General features: G+C 72.8%; 19 protein-coding genes and 1 pseudogene. 13 read left to right on the forward strand and 7 right to left on the reverse strand.

Annotated features, from left to right (window positions below; translation table 11 throughout):
• Positions 1–105: 105 nt before the first annotated feature.
• A pseudogene (locus ACIBR0_RS26630) lies at positions 106–762 on the forward strand (murein hydrolase activator EnvC family protein); the annotation flags it as partial.
• 21 nt (positions 763–783) lie between these two features.
• On the opposite strand, the gene ACIBR0_RS26635 reads toward ACIBR0_RS26630, so the two are convergent.
• On the reverse strand, positions 784–1,965 hold the full coding sequence (locus ACIBR0_RS26635) for an aminotransferase class V-fold PLP-dependent enzyme (RefSeq protein WP_396720129.1): 1,182 nt from the start codon (positions 1,963–1,965) through the stop codon (positions 784–786).
• A 69-nt stretch (positions 1,966–2,034) separates the two neighbouring features.
• The gene (locus ACIBR0_RS26640) at positions 2,035–3,072 is read right to left on the reverse strand and encodes a tyrosine recombinase XerC (protein ID WP_396720157.1); all 1,038 of its coding nucleotides are present in this window, start codon (positions 3,070–3,072) and stop codon (positions 2,035–2,037) included.
• A 304-nt stretch (positions 3,073–3,376) separates the two neighbouring features.
• On the opposite strand from ACIBR0_RS26640, the gene ACIBR0_RS26645 reads away from it, so the two are divergent.
• Positions 3,377–3,712 carry a hypothetical protein gene (locus tag ACIBR0_RS26645; protein ID WP_396720131.1) on the forward strand — a complete coding sequence of 112 codons (336 nt, stop codon included), beginning with the start codon at positions 3,377–3,379 and terminating at the stop codon, positions 3,710–3,712.
• A gap of 21 nt (positions 3,713–3,733) precedes the next feature.
• On the opposite strand, the gene ACIBR0_RS26650 is transcribed toward ACIBR0_RS26645, so the two are convergent.
• The 4 genes from ACIBR0_RS26650 to ACIBR0_RS26665 all read right to left on the reverse strand — a co-directional run bounded on the left by ACIBR0_RS26650 (position 3,734) and on the right by ACIBR0_RS26665 (position 7,943).
• Positions 3,734–4,936 carry a DNA-processing protein DprA gene (locus tag ACIBR0_RS26650; RefSeq protein ID WP_396720133.1) on the reverse strand — a complete coding sequence of 401 codons (1,203 nt, stop codon included), beginning with the start codon at positions 4,934–4,936 and terminating at the stop codon, positions 3,734–3,736.
• Positions 4,937–5,000: 64 nt separating this feature from the next.
• Positions 5,001–6,521, reverse strand: a complete 1,521-nt coding sequence (locus ACIBR0_RS26655) for a YifB family Mg chelatase-like AAA ATPase (RefSeq protein ID WP_396720135.1) — start codon at positions 6,519–6,521, stop codon at positions 5,001–5,003.
• A 20-nt stretch (positions 6,522–6,541) separates the two neighbouring features.
• Positions 6,542–6,901: a YraN family protein gene (locus tag ACIBR0_RS26660; RefSeq protein ID WP_396720137.1), complete on the reverse strand. Its 360-nt coding sequence runs from the start codon at positions 6,899–6,901 to the stop codon at positions 6,542–6,544.
• A gap of 247 nt (positions 6,902–7,148) precedes the next feature.
• The gene (locus tag ACIBR0_RS26665; RefSeq protein ID WP_396720139.1) at positions 7,149–7,943 is read right to left on the reverse strand and encodes a hypothetical protein; all 795 of its coding nucleotides are present in this window, start codon (positions 7,941–7,943) and stop codon (positions 7,149–7,151) included.
• A 328-nt stretch (positions 7,944–8,271) separates the two neighbouring features.
• Between ACIBR0_RS26665 and ACIBR0_RS26670 the strand changes: the two genes are divergently transcribed.
• The 9 genes from ACIBR0_RS26670 (at position 8,272) to ACIBR0_RS26710 (ending at position 17,556) form a co-directional block, all read left to right on the forward strand.
• Entirely contained in the window at positions 8,272–8,760 is a 489-nt protein-coding gene (locus ACIBR0_RS26670) for a diadenosine tetraphosphate hydrolase (RefSeq protein ID WP_396720141.1), read from the forward strand.
• 69 nt (positions 8,761–8,829) lie between these two features.
• Positions 8,830–9,873, forward strand: a complete 1,044-nt coding sequence (locus ACIBR0_RS26675) for a hypothetical protein (protein ID WP_396720143.1) — start codon at positions 8,830–8,832, stop codon at positions 9,871–9,873.
• A 313-nt stretch (positions 9,874–10,186) separates the two neighbouring features.
• Complete coding sequence (rpsB, locus tag ACIBR0_RS26680; RefSeq protein ID WP_357030376.1) at positions 10,187–11,059, forward strand: 30S ribosomal protein S2; 873 nt, start codon at positions 10,187–10,189, stop codon at positions 11,057–11,059.
• A 138-nt stretch (positions 11,060–11,197) separates the two neighbouring features.
• On the forward strand, positions 11,198–12,025 hold the full coding sequence (tsf, locus tag ACIBR0_RS26685) for a translation elongation factor Ts (RefSeq protein WP_396720145.1): 828 nt from the start codon (positions 11,198–11,200) through the stop codon (positions 12,023–12,025).
• Between the two features lie 161 nt (positions 12,026–12,186).
• Positions 12,187–12,954 carry a UMP kinase gene (pyrH, locus tag ACIBR0_RS26690; RefSeq protein ID WP_357030372.1) on the forward strand — a complete coding sequence of 256 codons (768 nt, stop codon included), beginning with the start codon at positions 12,187–12,189 and terminating at the stop codon, positions 12,952–12,954.
• A 76-nt stretch (positions 12,955–13,030) separates the two neighbouring features.
• Entirely contained in the window at positions 13,031–13,588 is a 558-nt protein-coding gene (frr, locus tag ACIBR0_RS26695; protein WP_357030370.1) for a ribosome recycling factor, read from the forward strand.
• Between the two features lie 290 nt (positions 13,589–13,878).
• Positions 13,879–15,168: a phosphatidate cytidylyltransferase gene (locus ACIBR0_RS26700; protein ID WP_396720159.1), complete on the forward strand. Its 1,290-nt coding sequence runs from the start codon at positions 13,879–13,881 to the stop codon at positions 15,166–15,168.
• A gap of 104 nt (positions 15,169–15,272) precedes the next feature.
• On the forward strand, positions 15,273–16,421 hold the full coding sequence (gene rlmN, locus ACIBR0_RS26705) for a 23S rRNA (adenine(2503)-C(2))-methyltransferase RlmN (RefSeq protein ID WP_396720148.1): 1,149 nt from the start codon (positions 15,273–15,275) through the stop codon (positions 16,419–16,421).
• 31 nt (positions 16,422–16,452) lie between these two features.
• A complete protein-coding gene (locus ACIBR0_RS26710) occupies positions 16,453–17,556 on the forward strand; it encodes a DivIVA domain-containing protein (RefSeq protein WP_396720150.1) in 1,104 nt (367 codons plus the stop codon).
• Positions 17,557–17,632: 76 nt separating this feature from the next.
• Here the strand turns inward: ACIBR0_RS26710 and ACIBR0_RS26715 are convergent, their stop codons facing one another.
• Complete coding sequence (locus ACIBR0_RS26715; RefSeq protein WP_396720152.1) at positions 17,633–17,854, reverse strand: DUF2631 domain-containing protein; 222 nt, start codon at positions 17,852–17,854, stop codon at positions 17,633–17,635.
• A gap of 292 nt (positions 17,855–18,146) precedes the next feature.
• Between ACIBR0_RS26715 and ACIBR0_RS26720 the strand changes: the two genes are divergently transcribed.
• Together ACIBR0_RS26720 and ACIBR0_RS26725 are read left to right on the forward strand one after the other, a co-directional pair.
• Entirely contained in the window at positions 18,147–19,727 is a 1,581-nt protein-coding gene (locus ACIBR0_RS26720; protein ID WP_396720154.1) for a Rieske 2Fe-2S domain-containing protein, read from the forward strand.
• 79 nt (positions 19,728–19,806) lie between these two features.
• A complete protein-coding gene (locus ACIBR0_RS26725; RefSeq protein ID WP_396720161.1) occupies positions 19,807–20,439 on the forward strand; it encodes a TMEM175 family protein in 633 nt (210 codons plus the stop codon).
• The last annotated feature ends 119 nt before the right edge of the window (positions 20,440–20,558 follow it).

The raw sequence follows: 20,558 nt of genomic DNA on the forward strand, positions 1-20,558 counted from the left end.
GGCGGTGTCGCGCACGTCCGGTGACCCGTGGGCGCATAGCAGATCATCGCCCCGTCCGGTGCCTGTCCACAGGCCCGTCCGTCATCCACAGGGGACGGGCGCGGGGTGGCGTCCGACCGCCGGCGGCGACAGGCTGCCGGCATGTCGCCACCTCCGCGCGGGCCCGTCGCCGCGCTCTGCGCCCTCGGGATCTGCCTGCTCGCCATGGTGGGACCGGCCCCCGCACCGCTGTCCCGGTCCTTCCCGGTGACGGATCCGGCGGCCGTGCCTCAGCCGGTCACGCGGCTCGGGCCACCGGCGCCGGGCGGTGCCACCGTCCCCGTTCCCGCAGCGGGGGCATCCGTGTCATCAGCGTTCCGGTGGCCGCTCGACGGTCCGCCCGACCCGGTCCGCCGCTTCGATCCGCCGCTCCGGCCGTGGCTGCCCGGCCACCGGGGCGTCGACCTGGCCGCTGCGCCGGGTGCGGTGGTCCGCGCCGCCGGCCCGGGAACGGTGCTCTTCGCCGGCATGGTCGCCGGCCGTCCGGTGGTCACCGTGGGGCACGCCCAGGGCCTGCGCACGACCCACGAGCCGGTGCGACCGGCGGTCACGGTGGGCGACCCGGTCCGCCCCGGCGATCCCCTCGGCGTCCTGCTGGCCGGGCACGCGGGCTGTCCCGTACCGGCCTGCCTGCACTGGGGGCTACGCCGGGGCGCGGAGTATCTCGACCCACTCGCCCTGCTCGGCCTCGGGCCGGTGCGGCTGCTGCCCCTCGACGGGGCTCCGCCGCTGGAGGCCGACAGCTCACGCCCGGGCGAGCAGGGCCGGCAGGCGCACCGCCAGCCGCTCGTACTCCTCGGCGCGGTTGTAGACCTGGCCGCTCACCCGCAGCCAGCCCCGACCGCCCCACGCGTTGACCGCCACCTCGGTGGCGAGCCGGTCGGCGATCCGGGCGCGTAGTGCCCGCGCGGCGTCCAGGCTGGTCGCGACGCCGGGCGGCAGCGGGACGATCCGCATCGCCACCCCCGGTCCGCCGGGGTCCGGCAGGTCGGCGGGCGGCACGCCGAGCGCGTCCCCCACCACCCGCTGGCCGTACGCCGCCAGCGCGGCGTTGTGCGCACGGACCCGGTCGAGCCCGAGGCTGCGCAGGGTGAACAGGCCCACCGGCGCGGCCAGCCACCCGGTGTAGTCCATGGTCGCCTGCCACTCGACGTGACCCGGGAAGCCCGCCTCCTGCTCCCAGGAGACGACCAGCGGCTCGATGCGGTCCCGCCACGCCGGGGACACCACCAGGACGGCGGTGCCGCGGGCGGCGTACGCCCACTTGTGCAGGTTGCCCACCCAGAAGTCGGCGCCGATGCCGGCGACGGTGGCCGGCAGCATGCCGGGGGCGTGGGCGGCGTCGACCAGGACCGGCACCCCGTGCTCGCGGGCCACCCCGACGATCGCGGCCACCGGGAGGAGCCGGGCGGTGGGGGAGGTGAGCTGGTCGACCACGAGCAGCCGGGTCCGGCCGGGACGCAGCCCGGCGCGGACGATCTGGAGGATCTCCTCGTCGGTCGCGGCCAGCGGCACTTGGAGCGCCCGCGTCACGGCCCCGGTACGCCGGCACTCCCGGGCGATGGACAGGTCCACCGCGCCGTAGCCGTGCTCGGTGGTGAGCACCTCGTCGCCGGGGCGCAGGCCCATCGACTGCAGGACCACCGCCACACCGGTGGTGGCGTTCGGGACGAGCGCGGTGCCGTCCGGGTCGGCCCCGAGAAAGGTCGCCAGGTGCCGGCGGGTGTGCGTGATGCGCTCGGTCAGCCCCACCGTGAAGAAGCGCAGCGGGTTCGCCTCGACCTCGTCGCGCAGCCGCTGCTGGGCCCGCTGCACGCCGATCGGCACGGCACCGAACGATCCGTGGTTGAGGTGGCTGACCGCCGCGTCGAGGGAGAAGAGCAGGCGCGCTCCCGGAATCGGCTCGGGTGGCTGGGGAACGCTCACCGGATGATCGTAACGGTCGCCCCGATCACCGACCGTGCTCGTTGACGGTCGTCGATCGGCCGGTCCGGGTCAGGCGCGCGGGTGGGCCTGACGGTAGGCGGCCCGCAGCCGCTCCACCGAGACGTGCGTGTAGATCTGCGTGCTGGCCAGCGACGAGTGGCCCAGGATCTCCTGCACCGCCCGCAGGTCCGCGCCGCCTTCGAGCAGGTGGGTGGCGGCCGAGTGGCGCAGCCCGTGCGGGCTGGTGTGGGGAAGTCCGGCTGCCTCGGCGTACCCGCTCACGATGCGGCGGGCGGTCGTCGGGTTGAGCCGGCCGCCGCGGGCGCCCAGCAGCAGGGCGCCACGCGTGGCCGGACCGGCCAGGACGGGCCGACCGTCGCGCAGCCACTCGTCGAGCGCCCGCTGGGCCGGCAGCCCGTACGGCACCGTCCGTTCCCGCCCACCCTTGCCGAACACCCGGACCACCCGCCGGGAATGGTCGACGTCGGCGACGTCCAGGCCACACGCCTCGCTGATCCGCACCCCGGTGCCGTAGAGCAGTTCCAGCAGCGCCCGGTCGCGCAGCAGCACCGCCGCCCCGACGGCGTCGTCGGGCGGTCCGGCGGGCGGCATCGGGCCGGCGGGCGGCACCGGGCCGGCGGGTGGCACCGGGCCGGCGGGTGGCGCGGCGGGGCCGGGGGTGTCGTCGGGCGGCGCGGCGGTGCCGGGGGTGTCGTCGGGCTCCGCGGCGCTCCTGCCCGGCGCCTCCACCAGGGCGGCGGCCTGCTCGGCGCGGAGCACGGTGGGCAGCTCCCGTCTCGCCTTCGGACTGGCCAGGGTGGCCGCCACATCGGTGGGGAGCAGTCCCGCACGATGGGCCCAGGCGCTGAACGTCCGTGCCGACGCGGCGCGCCGGGCCAGCGACGACCGGGCGGCCCCCGTGGTGCGTTGCCGGGCAAGCCAGCTGCGCAGGACCCCCAGATCCAGGTCCGCCAGCTCGGTGCAGCTCATCCGGGTGGCATGGTCCAACATCGACACGACGTCCGCGACGTACGCCCGCACGGTGTGCGCCGAGCGGTTACGGACCCCGGCCAGGTGACCGGCGAAGTCGTCCACCGCCTCGCGCATCGTCGGCGGAAGGGCCTGGTGCGCCGCCCGGGTGCTGCGCGTCGCCCGCCCCGCCGCGTCGCCCGGCGTCGTGTCCTGGGTTGGCACGGGTCCACCCTACGACCGGGCGGTCCTCCGGTGGTGACAGCCGCTGCTGCACCAGGTGTCCGCGATACCCGAGCCGTCCTTTCCGTGGACTGCCGCGTGTCGCCCGGCGGGACGTCATGGATTAGCCCGGCTGCGGCGAGCAGACTGTCGTACAACGGGGCGCGAGCCCTGGTCGGTGGCCCGGCGGCCGGCCGGGAACGACGAAGGGGGACTGGCCATGGGGGTGGACGTCGTCCTCTACCGGATGGTGCCCGTCGGCCCGGGGCGGCGGCGGTACGTGACGGCGGAGGTGTTGCCCGACCCCGACGACGTGCTGCTGGGTCTGGTGCGGCGGGTCCGGAGCACCGGCCGTACCCCCGTCCTCGACCGGGTCGACCCGGTGGGTCTGCTGGTGGTGCCGGCCGACCGCGCGGCTCACCTCGCCGACGAGCTGGCCTGCCTGGAGGAGGTGGCCCGGGACGAGGCCGAGGTGGCGCACGTCCGCCGCCTCGACCGGTTGGCACGACGGCTGCGCGCGGATCACGACATGGAACTCCGCTTCGAGGGCGACTGACGGGCCGTACCGGTCCCGGGCTCACCGCACCCTTCCGGCGTCGGCGCGACCCGAGCGCCGAGGTGGCGGCACCAGCGCGTACCCGTCGTCGTGCCGGACCACCAGGGCCAACTCCTCCAGCATGGACAGTTTGCGCAGGGCGGTACGCAGACCGACACCGGCGCGGGCGGCCAGCACGTCCACCCCGACCGTGCCACGGCGCGGCAGGGCCTCCACGATCGAGCGCGCGTCGTCGTCCAGCAGGTCGGCCGGGCGTTCCGGGCCACGGGGCAGCGGGGCCAGGTCCCCGATCCGGTCCACCTCCTCCAGCACGTGCGCGAGCCCGGTGACGAGGCGGGTCTCGGGCTCCTCCCGCAGCAGTTCGTGGGTGCCGACGGACATCGCCGAGGTGACCGGACCGGGCACCACCATCGTCCGGCGGGCCAGGGCGAGCGCCCGGCGGGCCGTCTGGGTCGCGCCGCTGCGGGCCGCCGCCTCGACCAGCACCGTCCCCCGGGTGCCGGCGGCGATGACACGGTTGCGGATCAGGAACCGTGGCTTGAGCGGTTCCGCCCCGGGCATCCACTCACTCACCAGCAGCCCTGAGTCGGCGATCCGGTCGAACAGCGCGGCGTTGCCCATCGGGTAGGGCCGGTCCACCCCGCAGGCCAGCACGGCCACCGTCAGGCCACCGGCGGTGAGGGCGCCCCGGTGGGCTGCTGCGTCGATGCCGAAGGCGCCGCCGGAGACCACCGTCCAGTCCCGTTCGGCCAGTCCGTAACCGAGTTCGGTGGCGACGTGGTTCCCGTACCCGGTGGCGGCCCGGGCGCCGACCACCGCGACGGACCGCTCGAACGCCTCGCCGAGCGGCCACGAGCCGCGTACCCAGAAGCAGAGCGGTGGGGCGGTCTCCTGGTCGACGCGGCGGCGGGCATCGGGAAGGCGCAGGCGGCGCAGCTCGCCGACCCGCGCCGGCCACTCGTCGTCGGTCGGGACGACGACGCGGGCGCCCAGCCGGTCCGTACGGGCCAGCGCCTCGGCGGCCACCGCCCGCGCGTCCCCCTCGGCGCTGCGGGCCGCCACGGTGGCCCGCAGTGATTCCTCCGGCCCGCCACCGTCGAGCAGCAGGTCGAGCGCGTCGACCGGGCCATGGCACTCGACCAGGTGGTGGACCGAGCGGGTGCCCGGCTCGGTGAGCCAGGTCAGGGCCACGCGGGCCAGGGTCTGCTCGTCGGCGTCACTCACGCCGTCACCTCGCTGCGGCGGACAGCGTGCGTCACCACGCCGCCGAGCCGGACGGTCCACTCGCTCACGTTCCCTCTCCCGTCCTGAGTTGGATGGCCTCCCGGACGTCCTCCCGGTCCGGTCGGTCCCGACCGTCGAGGTCGGCGATCGTCCAGGCCAGGCGGACGATCCGGTCGAAGCCCCGAGCGGAGACCGAGCCGGAGTCCAGTCGCGTCCGCAGCTCGGCGGTGTCCTTCCCGGCCAGCCGCCACGGTGGGCGTCGCAGGTCCGGGCCGGGTATCTCGGCGTTGAGCCGTCGGCCGAGGGGCGCCCACCGCGCGCGGGCCGCTTCCCGGGCGACGGCCACCCGGCGCGCCACCGTGGCCGACGACTCCCGGTCGACGGTGGCCTCCATCAGCTCGGCCGCCCGCACCGGCGGAAGGCGCACCTGCACGTCGATCCGGTCCAGGAGGGGACCGGACAGCCGCCCCAGGTAACGCCGCCGCACCTGCGGCGCGCACTCGCAGTACGCGTCACCGGCCGGCTTCGCGCACGGGCAGGGGTTGGCGGCGAGGACCAGTTGGCTCCGCGCCGGGTACTCGGTGCCGCCGCGGCTCCGCGCCAGCTGCACCCGCCCGTTCTCCAGCGGCTGGCGGAGCGCCTCCAACGCGCCCTTGCTGAACTCCGGTGCCTCGTCGAGGAAGAGGACCCCGCGGTGGGCGAGGGACACCGCACCGGGTCGCGCCAGCCCGGACCCGCCGCCGACCAGCGACGCGACGGTGGCGGTGTGGTGCGGCGCCTGGAACGGCGGCCGGCGCAGCAGCCGCCCGCCCGCCGGCAGCAGGCCGGCGATCGAGTGCAGCGCCGTCACCTCCAGCGCGGCCTCGTCGTCCAGCTCGGGCAGCAACGACGGGAGCCGCTCGGCGAGCATGGTCTTCCCGGCGCCGGGCGGACCGAGCAGCGCCAGGTGGTGCCCACCGGCGGCGGCGACCTCCAACGCGCGGCGGCCCAGGTCCTGACCGGCGACGTCGGCCAGGTCCGGGCCGTCCGGCCCCGGGGGCGGGTCCGCCGTGTCCGGCTCGATCAGCGGTACGCCGTCGCGAACGAAGGCGACCAGCCGGTGCAGCGTGTCCACCGCCCGGACCCGGATCCCCGGGATGACGGCCGCCTCGGCGGCGTTGCCCACCGGGACGATCACCCGCTCGACGCCCGCCTTCGCCGCCGCCGCGACCATCGGCAGGACGCCCCGCACCGGCCGGACCGTGCCGTCCAGCCCCAGCTCACCGAGGACCGCCACCCGTTCCAGGGGTAGCAGGGGCAGCTCGCCGGAGCCGCCCAGCAGGGCCGCCGCGATGGCCAGGTCGAAGGCCGAGCCGAACTTCGGCAGGGTCGCCGGCAGGAGGTTCAACGTGATGCGGCGGTTGGGCCAGCGCTGGCCGGAGTTGACCACCGCCGCCCGGACCCGGTCCCGAGCCTCGTAGAGGGCCGTGTCCGGCAGCCCGGAGATCACCACCGCCGGCAGTCCGGGGGCGAGGTCCGCCTCGACCTCCACCAGGTGCCCGGTCACGCCGACCAGGCCCACGCAGAGCACCTTCGCGTAGCTCACGTCCACACCTCGCGCCGCATCTAGAACGCCCCCTTGAGGTGTTCGACGCGGGCGGCGCCGGCCGGGCTGAGGCGTACCGAGATCACGTCGAAGCGCACCTCGTCGGCCGTCGTGCAGGTCTCGCCCAGCCATCGGGCGGCCAGCCCACGCAGCCGGCGGGCCTTGGCCGGCACGACGGCCTCGGCCGGGCAGCCGAAGTCGTCCGTACGACGGGTCTTCACCTCGCAGAAGGCGAGCACCGGCCCGTCCCACGCGATGATGTCGATCTCACCGGCCGCACAGCGCCAGTTCCGCGCCACCGGCCGCAGGCCGGTCCCGATCAGGTGCCGTACGGCGCACCGCTCGCCGTACGCGCCGACCGCCTGGTTCCGCTTCGTCATGCCGGCACCGTGCCGCGTACGTCCGCACCGCGCAGCCCTCGACGGCCCGCCTGTGGACGACGGAGGCGCCTGTGGACAACCGGACGATCATGCCCTCGATGTGCTACGGCACCGACCCCGCACGAGTTGCGCCGTCCGACGGCAGCGAGCAGCGGTCAAGGGCGTTCCAGGTGGGCCTGGCAGGGGCTTTCCGCACAGGGTCGATCGACAAACCGGGGCGGCGCTGCGGGCGTGCGTGCCGTCGCCGTCAGACGGGCGCAGCGTTCCTCAGGAAGGACAGCAGACGTGGGTCGAGGTCGTTCGGCGTGAGAACTTCGGCGTCGGCCGGGGGCTCGATCGACAGCCGGTTACCAAAGCCGCTGTAGAGGAACCGCCATTCGCTGGCGTCCAACACCGGCTGGTCGAAACGGATCGTCAGACTGGTGATCCGGTCCTGCGGATCGAGGGTGGCGCTGAACGGCACAGTGGGATCCGTCGCCGGTGAGATCCTGTCCAGTGCGGTGCCGAGGAGAGGATGCTGACGCAGATCGAGGCTGCCACGAACAGCCCGCTCGGTGACGCGTTGCGGCTCGACCACCGTTTCGACGAGTCCCGGCAGGTCGGTTGCCACCTGCCTCAGGAGGAGAAGTGAGGAGTCGTCAGCTGGGATCCGCGAAAAATCGATCGGTAGCCACCCCGCAGGTGGCTCGCCGAAGCCGAAGAACCGGGCCCAACTTTCCGTGCCGACGGTCTTCACCTCGATCCACTGCGGGCGTCCTGGCTGCTCGATGGGAAAGCTGATGGTCATGGTGCTACGTCGCCGCGCGGGATCGAGCTCCAATTCAATCCCGCCCAGGTATCCCTCAACGCCGCCCTCGTGCCTCATGGTCAACCGCACGGTGAAGGTGTCCTGGCCGACTTTCTCGGCGCCCTCACGCAGCCATGTCTTGAGGTCCTTCGCCGCGGCTGTAGCGGAGGGACGAGGTACTGATCGCTGTGGCGAGTCATCGGCGCAGCCGCCGGCAACGGCCAGAAGGACAGCAGATACGGCTGATGCCGCCACCCTCTTCGCCCTGCCAGTTCCATGCCGCCGCGACTGACCGACCGACCCTGACCATCTGATCAACTGGCTCTCCTCTTCGAGAGTCACGGCACCGCGCCAGCGCAGTGCGCCTGCCAGCCGGCTTCGCGCCTCGATTCCCAGTTCACCATGCGAATCGGGGTGCAAGCGCGGTGCCGCGTAGCACGCCAGCAAGCTACAGCACCCGACGCCGAAGCGGCCTGAGGTGGTGGTGACCGCCGGCCGAAGGCTCTGTAGCACCGTCACCGAGCTCGCAAGGTCGCGTGGAGCGAGGACTGAGCGGCAGGGCGTAGCCGACTAGCCTCACGAGATGGCCTACGACTGGCGAGCCGACCGGGTCGGAGCGGCCCTCACCGGCCGCAATCCCACGGTCCTTCGACGCCTCACCGCCGGCTTCGCCGTGATCGGCGACGGGCAGCACCTCCCGGGCTACTGCGTCCTGATCACGGACGACCCGTCCGTCGATCGCCTCACCGACCTGCCCCGCGAGCGCCGCCTGGCGTTCCTCGCCGACATGGACCTGCTCGGCGAGGCGGTGGCCGGCGTGTGCGCCCGGCGGGATCCGGGCTTCCGCCGGGTCAACTACGAGATCCTCGGCAACCTCGACTCCTTTCTGCACGCCCATGTGCGTCCCCGTTACGACTGGGAGCCGGCCGAGTTGCGGCGTGGCCCGGTCTATCGGTACCCGGACGAGGTGTGGCGCGACCCCGCGTACGCTCTCGGCACGCGGCACGACGGCCTTCGCGCCGCGCTCACGGCGGAACTCGACCGACTGGTCGAACACGCCACCTCGGGGTGACTTTCCGTGTATGCCCGATCACCCCTCCCGCGTGAGGTGAGCGGGGCCGGCGGTTGGTGTGCGGGGCGAATGGCGCACGTGGATCCGGTCGCATACGGTGCCGACGTGGACGGACGACGGAGCTTTGCCGAAGACCAGGAGTCACGTTGGTATCCCGGGGGACGTGACCGAGGCTACGGGGACCCGGACTGGCGCGAAGGAGCCGAGGCCCGGTACCGGGACGATGACCCGCGTGCTCCCGAGCAGCGTGGCGGCGACGACGCCCGCTACGGCGACCCCGGGCCGGGCGTCGGGACGCGGCGCGGCGACGCCGACCGTGGGCGGTACGGCGGTGCCGAGGAATCCGGCCGGTTCGCGATCACCGAGGGTGACTCCGGCCGCTTCTCGCCCGTTGACGACGAGTCGGATCGGTTCGGCGCGGTGGGCGCGTACGGGGACGTCCGGACCGACACCGAGGGTTACCGTGCGAGCCGCACGCGCCGGGCGGAACCGGATTCGCCGGAGACGTCGGGGGAGTTGCCGGGCGAGCGGGGCGGCCGCCGTGCCGCCCGCGAGCCGCGCGACGGCCTGGCGGCGTCGAGCGCCGACGCGCTGGCCGGTGGCGGTCCCGTGGTCGATCCGACCCGGCCGGCACCGTTGGGCGGTTACCCGATCGTCGGGCCCAAGCCGGTCGAACCGCCCCAGACGCCCCACCCGCTGGAGATGCCGACCGGTCCGATGCCGTCGGTCGGCCCCCGGATGGACGGCCCGCCCGGAGAGATGCCGTACCCGCCGGTGGTCGCCCCGCCCTCCGGTGCCCCGGCCGGTGACGGGGTCTACCGCACCCGCCGCCCCGCGCTGGCGGTGCTCTTCGCCGTCCTGGTCGTCGTCTTCGAGATCCCCGCGCTGCGGGTGCTGCTGGACGGGCTGACCGGCGACCCGGTGTCGTCGTCGAACGTCGTGGTCGGGACGTTCCTCGTGTGCGGCCTGCCGATCTTCGCCACCGGGCTGTACGGACTGCGTACCGGTGGGCTGTCCCTGGCCGAGGGGAATCGGGGCTGGCTGCGCCCGCCGACGGCGTACCTCACGGTGGGCCTGGTGCTCTTCGTGGCCGCCGCCCTCGCCGCCGGCTGAGCGACGCCTCTCCGCACGCCGGCCGGGCCCACCGGTCGGCGTGCGGTGTTAAGCGGGGGCCCTTCTACTACCGCAGGCGTTAACGGGGGCCCTTCCTTGCATCCCCGGGGTGGGGTGGTCGGGGAGGGGCGTACACTGGTCGACTGGCGACCGCCTCGTGCGGTCGACCTCGCGCGCCCTCTCCACGAGTCTCGTGGGGCGACGGCCTCCCTGGTCCCGATCTTGGTCGGGTCCGCCATGGCCGACGACCGGGCGCCAGGATGCCCGGCCGCCGGCCGGGCGTGACAACCAGGGACGTCAGGAGTACCCCACCATGGCCGTCGTGACCATGCGCCAGCTGCTGGAGAGCGGTGTCCACTTCGGGCACCAGACCCGGCGCTGGAACCCGAAGATGAAGCGCTTCATCTTCACCGAGCGCAACGGTATCTACATCATCGACCTGCGCCAGACCCTCGACTACATCGAGAAGGCCTACGAGTTCGTGCGCGGGACCGTCGCCGAGGGTGGCAGCATCCTCTTCGTCGGCACCAAGAAGCAGGCCCAGGAGGCCATCGCCGAGCAGGCGACGCGGGTCGGTCAGCCGTACGTCAACCACCGTTGGCTCGGTGGCATGCTGACCAACTTCCAGACGGTGTACAAGCGCCTGCAGCGGATGAAGGAGCTGGAGGCCCTGGGTGACCTGACCGGCACCGCCGCCGGTTACACCAAGAAGGAGACCCTGCAGCTGTTCCGCGAGAAGACCAAGCTCACCAAGACCCTTGGTGGCCTGCGGGACATGCAGAAGCTCCCGGCCGCGGTCTGGATCGTGGACACCAAGAAGGAGCACATCGCCGTCGACGAGGCCCGCAAGCTGGGCATCCCGGTGATCGCCGTGCTCGACACCAACTGCGACCCGGACGAGGTCGACTTCCCGATCCCGGGCAACGACGACGCGATCCGCTCGGCCGAGCTGCTGACCCGGGTCGTGGCCGCCGCCGTCGCCGACGGCCTGATCGCGCGCTCCGGCCGTCGCCGGGGCACCGACGAGAAGCCGGAGCCGGGCGTCGCCTCCGACGAGCCGCTGGCCGAGTGGGAGCGCGAGCTGCTGGAGGAGCCGAAGAAGGCCGACGAGCAGCCCGCGCAGCAGCAAGCCGAGCAGCCGGCTGAGAAGCCGGCCGAGCAGCCGGCCGCCGCCGCCGCGGAGTGACCGCGCCGCCGCTTCCCCACCGTCCGATTTTTCGGACGGTGGGGAAGCGGCAGGTACGCCGGGCACATCGCGCTCGGATCCGGGTAACCGGCACCACAGACCATCCCACCCGCCGTCTCCAACACCGAAGAGAGAGCCATGTCCAACTTCACCGCCGCGGACGTCAAGAAGCTCCGCGACCTGACCGGCGCCGGCATGATGGACAGCAAGAAGGCGCTGACCGAGGCCGAGGGCGACTTCGACAAGGCCGTTGAGATCCTGCGCGTCAAGGGCGCCAAGGACGTCGGCAAGCGTGCCGGCCGGACCGCCGCGAACGGCCTCGTTGCGCACTCCGGCAAGGCCCTGCTCGAGCTGAACTGCGAGACCGACTTCGTCGCCAAGACCGAGGCGTTCATCGCGCTGGCCCAGCAGCTCGTCGAGCACGGCGAGCGGGCGGCCGTCAGCAACGCCGAGGAGCTGCTCGCCAGCGAGCTGAACGGCAAGACGGTCGCGGACCTGATCCAGGAGCAGTCGGCCAAGATCGGCGAGAAGCTGGTTCTCAACCGGTTCGCCAAGCTGGACGGCACCGTCGCGGTCTACCTGCACCGCAAGAGCCAGGACCTGCCCCCGGCGGTCGGCGTGCTCGTGGAGTACTCCGGCAAGACCGACGAGGCCGGTGACGCCGACGCGCGTGCCGCCGCCATGCAGATCGCCGCGATGCGGCCGAAGTACCTCACCCGGGACGAGGTTCCGGCCGAGGTCGTCGAGTCCGAGCGGCGCATCGCCGAGCAGACGGCCCGCGAGGAGAACAAGCCCGAGGCTGCGCTGCCGAAGATCGTCGAGGGCCGGGTCAACGCGTTCTTCAAGGACTACGTCCTGGTCGAGCAGGCCTCGGTCGCCGACAACAAGAAGACGGTGAAGCAGATGCTGGCCGAGGCCGGCATCGAGGTCAGCCGCTTCATCCGGTTCGAGGTCGGCCAGGCCTGAGCCGGTTCCCGGGCGTGCGGACGCCCGGGGCAGGGAAACGTCGACGAGGAGGCCGCCGGTGTACGTGACAGGCACCGCGGCCTCCTCGTCACATAGGGTCTGCTACGGCAGTTTCGCGGTACGCGGCGCCCGGGGCGCGCGCATGGGAGAGGGCGGGGCGGATGACGCAGGTTGTGAGTGACCGGAGTCTGGCGGCGGACGATCCGACGGCGCCGCCCCCCGGCCGATCCCGCCGGGTGGTGCTGAAGCTCTCCGGCGAGGTGTTCGGTGGGGGCGCGATCGGGGTCGACCCGGACGTCGTCCAGGCCATCGCCCGCCAGATCGCGACCGTGGTGCGCCGGGGCGTGCAGGTCTCCGTGGTGGTGGGCGGCGGCAACTTCTTCCGGGGCGCCGAGCTGCAGAAGCGCGGCATGGACCGGGCACGCGCCGACTACATGGGCATGCTGGGCACTGTGATGAACTGCCTGGCGTTGCAGGACTTCCTGGAGAAGGAGGGCATCGAGACGCGCGTGCAGAGCGCGATCACGATGGCCCAGGTCGCCGAGCCGTACATCCCGCTGCGCGCGATCCGGCACCTGGAGAAGGGCCGCGTGGTGATCTTCGGCGCGGGTGCCGGCATGCCGTACTTCTCCACCGACACGGTCGCCGCGCAGCGCGCGCTGGAGATCCGTGCCGACGTGGTGCTGATGAGCAAGAACGGCGTGGACGGCGTCTACACCGCCGACCCCCGGATCGACCCGACGGCCAGCAAGTTCGACTCGATCACCTTCTCCGAGGTGCTGCGCCGCAACCTGCGGGTGGCCGACGCCGCCGCGTTCAGCCTCTGCATGGAGAACGGCCTGCCGATGCTGGTCTTCGGCGCGCAGGGCGACGACACGATCATCCGGGCCGTGGGTGGCGAGCAGATCGGCACGCTGATCACCACCTGAGCGACCCGGCGGCGACCGCAGCGGTCCTGGCGACACGACAAGCCCACCACGAGCACAGAAGGAGGCGAGGAGACCGGTGATCGACGACACCCTCCTCGAGGCCGAGGACAAGATGGAGCGTGCCATCGAGCACGCCAAGGAAGAGTTCGGCGCCATCCGCACCGGTCGCGCCAACGCCGCCATGTTCTCGAAGATCATCATCGACTACTACGGCAGCCCCACGCCGCTGCCGCAGATGGCGTCGATCGGGGTTCCCGAGCCCCGGATGGTCATCATCAAGCCGTACGACAACTCGCAGATCAACGCCATGGAGAAGGCGATCCGCGACTCCGACCTCGGCGTGAACCCGAACAACGAGGGCAACCAGCTGCGCATCCTGCTCCCCCAGATGACCGAGGAGCGCCGCCGCGAGATGATCAAGGTGGCCCGGCACAAGGGTGAGGAAGCCAAGGTCGCCATCCGCAACATCCGGCGCAAGGGCAAGGAAGAGCTGGACCGGCTGGTCAAGGACGGCGAGGTCGGCGAGGACGACGGCCGCCGCGCCGAGAAGGACCTGGACGACCTGACCCAGAAGTTCGTGGCCGGCGTCGACGAACTGGTCAAGCACAAGGAAGCCGAACTGCTGGAGGTCTGACCCCCGGCCCGGCGACCGACCCCACGGCACCGGCGCCGCCCTCGCGGGCGTGCGACCGGTGCCGTCGTCGTCCGCGCGGCCGTCCGGGTCCGAAGGGGTGGAGGCCGACGTCCGGGGTACGTAGTCCGGGCGTGCAGTAGGCTCGGCACGATTCCCGGCCACCCTGGGGTGAACGGTGGGGATCGGCCGGCCGACGAACCGGTCAACTGGACGGAACGCTCGCTCGGGTAGGGGATGGTTGTGGTTGTGCGTCATGTGGTCCGTCTCGCGCCGTGTACGACCGGTGCGTGATGTCCCACCTAGACCCGTACGGCAGCGCCGATCCCCGTGGCCGGGAGCGGCCGGACCGTCCCGCCCCCACGTCCGGGTTGCCCTGGCCGGAGCCCGACATCGAGCCCGCTGCGCGGGCCCGCCGTCCCGGCATCGCGCCTGACCTGTACGCCGAACCGCGCACCCGCCCCTGGCAGGAGCCCGACGGCGGCACCCGGCCGCGGCACCACGGGGACGTCCCCGGTGACCGCCTCGGCCACGAGCACCCGGCCGAGCCGCACCGGCACGGCGATGTCGTGCCTCCCGCGTACAACGGCTTCCCGGGCGGTCGCGACCGTCCCGACGACGACCAGCCGACGGCGCAGTTCGAGGCGGTCCGGGAGACCGGGCCGGACTCCGGCCCGGAGAGCGACCCGGAGCGGGCGGGCGGCCGGCGGCAGCGTGGCCGGCGCCGGGCCGGCGCGGGCCGGCCGGCGAACGGTCAGCCGGCGCCCAGCCGGGCCGGCCGCAACCTGCCGGCCGCGATCGCGGTCGGCCTGTGCCTGGGCGCCCTGATCGTGGTCCCGCTCGTCCTCTACCCGCCGGCCTTCCTGCTGGTGCTGGCCGGCGCGGTCGGTGTGGGCATCTGGGAGATGGCGCGGGCGGTACGCCGGGCCGACGCGCACCCGCCGCTGGTGCCGCTGGTCGCCGGCGGAATCCTCACCGTCGGGCTCGCGTGGTTCGCCGGTCTCGACGCGCTCACCCTCGGCCTCGTGGTGACCCTGCTGGGGACGCTGGTCTGGCGTCTCGGCGACGGCACGCGCGGCCTCGCCCGCGACCTCACCGCGGCGACCGTGATCACGGTGTACGTGCCGTTCCTCGCCGGGTTCGCCGCCCTGCTCGCGGCGGCGCCCGACGACGGCCCGCTGCGGGTGCTGGTGACCGTGGTCGCGGTGGTGCTCTCCGACACCGGCGGGTACGCGGCCGGCGTGAACTTCGGCAAGCGGCCGATGGCGCCCACGATCAGCCCGAAGAAGTCCTGGGAGGGCTTCGCCGGATCGGTCACCGCGGCGGCGGTCGGCAGCGCCCTGCTGCTGTGGCTCCTCTTCGACGTGGCCCCGTGGTGGGGGGCGCTGTTCGGGGTGGCGATGTCCTGCGCGGCCGTCCTCGGTGACCTCGCCGAGTCGATGATGAAGCGGGACCTGGGCATCAAGGACATGAGCAACCTGCTCCCCGGGCACGGTGGCCTGATGGACCGGCTGGACTCGATCCTCTTCGCGGTGCCCACCGCGTACCTGCTGCTGGCGGTCTACGTCCCGGTGGTGGGGTGAGGTGTGAATCACGCTCCGGATGGGGCCCCGGCCGGGCGGCCGGGGGCGATTCGGCACCCTCGGACAGGTGCCTCGCCCGGTCGGCGTGACAGACTGGATCCGCCATGACGAGCCTTCCCCTGATCCCCGTCGACCCGGACGCCACCGGATCCCGCCGCGCCTCGATGCCGCCGCAGCACCTCGCCGACCTGGACCTCGCCGGTCGTCGTGCCCTGGTGAGCGAGCTGGGCGAGCCGGCCTTCCGTGCCGCGCAGATCTCCACCCACTACTTCGGGCGGCTGGTCCGGGACCCGGAGCAGATGACCGACCTGCCGGCCGCCACCCGCGCGAAGCTGGCCGACCGGCTGCTGCCCCGCCTGCTGACCCCGGTGCGGGAGCTGGCGTGCGACGACGGGGCCACCCGCAAGGCGCTCTGGCGGCTGCACGACGGCTCGCTGGTGGAGAGCGTGCTGATGGGCTACCCGGACCGGGTGACCGTCTGCATCTCCAGCCAGGCCGGCTGCGGCATGGCCTGCCCGTTCTGTGCCACCGGCCAGGCCGGGCTGACCCGCAACCTGTCCACCGCCGAGATCGTCGACCAGGCCGTCTACCTGGCCGGCGTCGCCGCCTCCGGCGCGGTGGCCGGTTCGCCGCCCCGGCTGTCGCACGTCGTCTTCATGGGCATGGGCGAGCCGCTGGCCAACTACAACCGGGTGATCGCGGCGATCCGTCGGCTGGTCACGCCCGCGCCCGAGGGGCTCGGCCTGTCGCAGCGGCACATCACCGTTTCCACGGTCGGCCTGGTTCCGGCCATCCGCCGACTGGCCAGCGAAGACCTCTCAGTGACCCTTGCGCTGTCGTTGCACGCCCCCGATGATGAGCTGCGCGACGAACTCGTGCCGGTCAACCAGCGCTGGAAGGTTTCCGAGGTGCTGGACGCGGTGTGGGACTACGCAGGTCGGACGGGCCGTCGTGTGTCGATCGAGTACGCGATGATCAAGGACGTGAACGACCAGCCGTGGAGAGCCGATCTGCTCGGGCGGCTGTTGGCCGGCAAGCTGGCCCACGTGAACCTCATCCCGCTCAACCCGACGCCGGGCAGCCGCTGGGACGCGAGCCCGAAGCCGGTCGAGCGGGAGTTCGTCCGGCGGTTGCGCGACGCCGGGGTGTCCACCACGGTGCGGGACACCCGGGGGCGCGAGATCGACGGGGCGTGTGGGCAGCTGGCCGCCGCGGAGGACAGCGACACCGTTGGGGCCGGGGAGACACCGTGACCGGGCGTAGCGAACGAAACCAGGAGACATAGTGGCGAGTCAGGGTCAGCGTTTCCGGCGTAAGGCGCTCCGCCGGGGATACAAGGTCGATGAGGTGGACGCCTTCCTGGACCGGGTCGAGGCCACTCTCGCCGGCCAGCCACTCGGCGCGCCCGTGGCCTCCCAGGAGGTCCACGACGTCGTCTTCCGGGTTCGCTTCAACGGTTACGACGAGTGGCAGGTCGACCTGCACCTGGACCGGGTGGAGCGGCAGCTCGCCGAGTTGGAGGAACGCGGTGGCGTCGGACGGGGTTCCGACCCCCGGCTTCCCGACCGGCTCGGACCGCCCGACCGGATGGGCCCCCCGATGCGGGACGACCGGGGCATGTCCCCCGTCCCGCAGCCGATGCCGCCCCGCGTGATGCCGGCGCAGTCCGGTCCGCCCGCCGACCGCTACGGTCGTTACGACGAGCCGACCGGCGCGTACGCCGGCGGTTACGACGCCCCGCGCGGCGGCTACGAGCCGTCCCGTGGCCCGGGCGGTCCGGGCGCCCCGATGGGGCCGGGTGGCCCGATGGGTCCCGGCGCCCCGGGGCACGGTGGCCCGCAGCGCGGCCTGCCCGCCGGTCCCGGTGGCTACGGCCAGGACGGCCCCGGCGGCTACGGGCAGGACGCTCCCGCGGGTTACGGCCAGGAGCCGCGCTTCGACGGCTTCGAGGCCGGCCGGCACGGCCGCACCGACATGACCGCCGAGATCCGCATGCCCGAGCGTGAGATGCGCGGCCCCGGCCCCGGTGGCCCGCCGATGCCGTCCCAGCAGGGCTTCGGCGGCCCCGGGATGCCCGGTCCGCCGGCCGTGCCCGGCCCGCCCGCCATGGCCGGTCCGCCGATGGCCGGCCCGCCCGGTAGCGACCTCTACCGGGTCGACCAGATCCGGCGTAGCTTCCAGGTCCGCCGGTTCGGCAGTGGGTACGACCCGGACCAGGTCGACCGCTTCTTCGAGACCCTGCTCGGCGGCATGCAGGGGCGCAACCCGATGCCGGTGAACCCCCGGGACCTCGACACGCTCCGCTTCGGGCTGGTGCAGGGCGGCTACTTCGAGGCCGAGGTCGACGCCGCGCTGAAGGACGTGCAGGACATCCTGCTCGGCCGCTGACCGCGTACGACGAGGGCCCGCTCCCCGGTGGGGGTGCGGGCCCTCGTGCGTGTCGGTGTCCGGTGCCGGCGCGTCCCTAGGACCGCAGGCCGTTGCGGCGCAGCACCGTGTCGCCGATGACGATGGCCAGCAGCAGCACGGCGAGGCCGACCAGCCAGATGTCCTCGACCCTGCCCTCGTGGTTGCCGCAGAGCATCGCCAGCAGCGCCAGCGCGACGACGACCGCGCCGATCCGCCCGGACTTGCGGTGCCCCGGCTTGTGCTGGTCCGGCGACGTTACCGGCTCGCTTCCTGCCACTGTCGGTCCTTCCCTCGCGATCGGATCTCCGGATAGTCTGGCACGCCCCGTACGGGGCCCGGCGCAGGGTCCGACCGGACGGGAGCCGTCACACGCGGCGCGCCGTGGGGCCGACCGGCCGCTGATCCACCGCCGGTGCCCGACCCGGGGGCGGTACGGACCGGTGCCCCGGGCCGAAGGGCCCGGGTCGGGCCGGGACGGCCGGCACTACCGGCGTCGCGGGGCGGTGGCCAGAGTGGCTCCGGTAGCGTTCTGACGTACACCTTGTTTGTCTTCTTGAGGGGGAACTGCGGTGCGAGTGACCGGTACGGGGCACGCCAGCATGCGGATCGACACGGCCGCGGGCAGCATCCTGTGCGACCCGTGGGTCAATCCGGCCTACTTCGCGTCCTGGTTCCCGTTCCCCGACAACTCGCTGCTCGACTGGGAGGCCCTGGGCCAGGTCGACTACCTGTACGTGTCCCACCTGCACCGGGACCACTTCGACGCGAAGCACCTGCGCGACTTCGTGTCCAAGGACGCCACCGTCCTGCTCCCCGAGTTCCCCACCTCGGAGATGGAGGACGAGCTACGGGAGCTGGGCTTCACGACGTTCCTCAAGGCGCCGAACGAGCAGGTCATGGAGCTGCCCGGTGGCCTGAAGATCATGATCCAGGCGCTGACCAGCCCGACCGACGGCCCGATCGGCGACTCGTCGTTGTGGGTCGAGTACGACGGGGTGCGCCTGCTCAACCAGAACGACGCCCGCCCCACCGACCTGAGCGTCTTCGCCGAGCTGGGCCACGTGCACGCGCACATGCTCCAGTTCTCCGGCGCGATCTGGTACCCGATGGTCTACGAGCTCCCGCAGGCGGCGAAGACGGCGTTCGGCAAGCAGAAGCGGGACCGGCAGTTCGACCGCACCTGGCGCTACATCGACGACCTGAAGGCCGACAACGTCTTCCCGATCGCCGGTCCGCCGTGCTTCCTCGACGACGCGCTGTGGCAGTTCAACGACATCCACGGCGACGAGGGCAACATCTTCCCCGACCAGTCGGTCTTCCTCGCCGAGTACGCGAAGGTCGGCGGCACCAACGGCATCGTGCTGCTGCCGGGCAGCGTCGCCGAGGTCACCACGGAGGGCACCACCACCACGCACCCGGTCCCGGTGGAGGAGTACTTCGCGAACAAGACCGCGCACCTGGAGGAGATGCGGGAGCGCAAGCGCCCGATCATCGAGGCGGAGAAGGTGTCCTGGCGGCACCCGGAGATCGACGTGCTGGCCGAGATGAAGCGCCGCATCGAACCGCTGCTGGACGAGTCGATCTACCTCGCCAAGGGCGTCGGCGGCCCGGTCCGCTTCGACCTCGTGGGCTACGACGGCGAGAGCGTCGAATCGATCGTGGTGGACTTCCCCGGCAAGGAGGTCCGGCCGTACGCGGACGAGAAGGTCCGCTATCGCTTCCGCACCGACCGGGCGCTGATCGAGCACCTGTTCCACATCGGCGAGGTGGACTGGGTCAACTCGCTCTTCCTGTCCTGCCGCTTCTCGGCGGCCCGGATCGGCCAGTACAACGAGTTCGTGTACGCCTTCTTCAAGTGCCTGTCGAGTGAGCGCCTCCAGTACGCCGAGGGCTGGTACGACGAGCACGAGCGGGCCGTCGACGCCGAGGACATCACCATCGGGGACTGGGTCGTGCAGCGCCGCTGCCCGCACCTCAAGGCGGACCTGAGCCGGTTCGGCATCGTCGAGGGCGACCAGCTCACCTGCCAGCTGCACGGCTGGCGGTTCGACCTGCCCAGCGGCCGTTGCCTCACCAGCGTCGGGCACAAGGTCCGCGCCCACCGGGCCGACGAGCAGACCCCCGCCCCGGCGGGCGAGGCGCTCAGCTGACGATCGGCTCGGGGCGGCGAGCGTGACGGGGCGTCCGGACGAGGGCGGGACGGAGTACCGGTACGGGCCCGGGCGGGAGATGAACCGGGACGCGTCCCGCGTGGAGACTTTCAGCGACGGGGTCTTCGCGGTCGTGGTGACCGTGATGGCCGTCGAACTGCTCCAGAACGGCCCCGCCCGGGCCACCAGTGAGGAGGTGCCGGACGCGCTCCTCAACGCTTGGCCGTCTTACCTGGCCTATGTGATCACCTTCGGGATCGCCGGCCAGATCTGGCTCGGGCACCACAACATGTGGCGGTACGTGGTCCGGGTGGACCAGCCCCTGCTCGTGTTCAACCTGCTCCAGTTGCTCTTCGTCGCGACGATCCCGTTCACCGCGGACCTGCTCGCGGACAACCTGCGTGCTGCCCCCACGGAACAGCGGCTGACCGCCGCCCTCTACGTCGGCACCGTGCTCGGCGAGGCCCTCTTCTTCAACCTGAGCTGGTGGTGGGCTCGCCGGCGGCGGCTGCTCCATCCCGACCTGGATCCCCGACTCGCCCGGGCGGTCTCGCGACGGTTACTGCTGCGCCCGGTGCTCTACCTTGTCGCCTTCGCCGCCGTCTTCATCGAGCCGATCCTCAGCCTCGTCCTCTACCTCGTGCTCGTCGGCCTCTCCCTCATCCGCCGCCCCGGCGACCTGCCGAGCTCGGCGGTCTGGGAACGGCGTTAAGAGGGGACCCTTCCTCTACCGAAGGCGTTAAGTGAGTGTTTGAGAATTCGGCTCAGGTGTTGGTTGCCTGGGCCGGATTCGTGTGTCGGGCTAGGCGGGTGGCCATGACGTGGATCATG

The organism is Micromonospora sp. NPDC049497 (assembly GCF_044465805.1).
Classification (GTDB): Bacteria; Actinomycetota; Actinomycetes; order Mycobacteriales; family Micromonosporaceae; genus Micromonospora.

Bases quoted from the DNA above. Each gene is read 5' to 3' on its own strand.
- ACIBR0_RS26640 (WP_396720157.1), bottom strand. From the start codon at position 3,072: ATGCGCGAGGCGGTGGACGACTTCGCCGGTCACCTGGCCGGGGTCCGT.
- ACIBR0_RS26645 (WP_396720131.1), top strand. From the start codon at position 3,377: ATGGGGGTGGACGTCGTCCTCTACCGGATGGTGCCCGTCGGCCCGGGG.
- ACIBR0_RS26660 (WP_396720137.1), bottom strand. From the start codon at position 6,901: ATGACGAAGCGGAACCAGGCGGTCGGCGCGTACGGCGAGCGGTGCGCC.
- ACIBR0_RS26670 (WP_396720141.1), top strand. From the start codon at position 8,272: ATGGCCTACGACTGGCGAGCCGACCGGGTCGGAGCGGCCCTCACCGGC.
- ACIBR0_RS26675 (WP_396720143.1), top strand. From the start codon at position 8,830: ATGGCGCACGTGGATCCGGTCGCATACGGTGCCGACGTGGACGGACGA.
- rpsB (WP_357030376.1), top strand. From the start codon at position 10,187: ATGGCCGTCGTGACCATGCGCCAGCTGCTGGAGAGCGGTGTCCACTTC.
- tsf (WP_396720145.1), top strand. From the start codon at position 11,198: ATGTCCAACTTCACCGCCGCGGACGTCAAGAAGCTCCGCGACCTGACC.
- pyrH (WP_357030372.1), top strand. From the start codon at position 12,187: ATGACGCAGGTTGTGAGTGACCGGAGTCTGGCGGCGGACGATCCGACG.
- ACIBR0_RS26700 (WP_396720159.1), top strand. From the start codon at position 13,879: ATGTCCCACCTAGACCCGTACGGCAGCGCCGATCCCCGTGGCCGGGAG.
- rlmN (WP_396720148.1), top strand. From the start codon at position 15,273: ATGACGAGCCTTCCCCTGATCCCCGTCGACCCGGACGCCACCGGATCC.
- ACIBR0_RS26725 (WP_396720161.1), top strand. From the start codon at position 19,807: ATGAACCGGGACGCGTCCCGCGTGGAGACTTTCAGCGACGGGGTCTTC.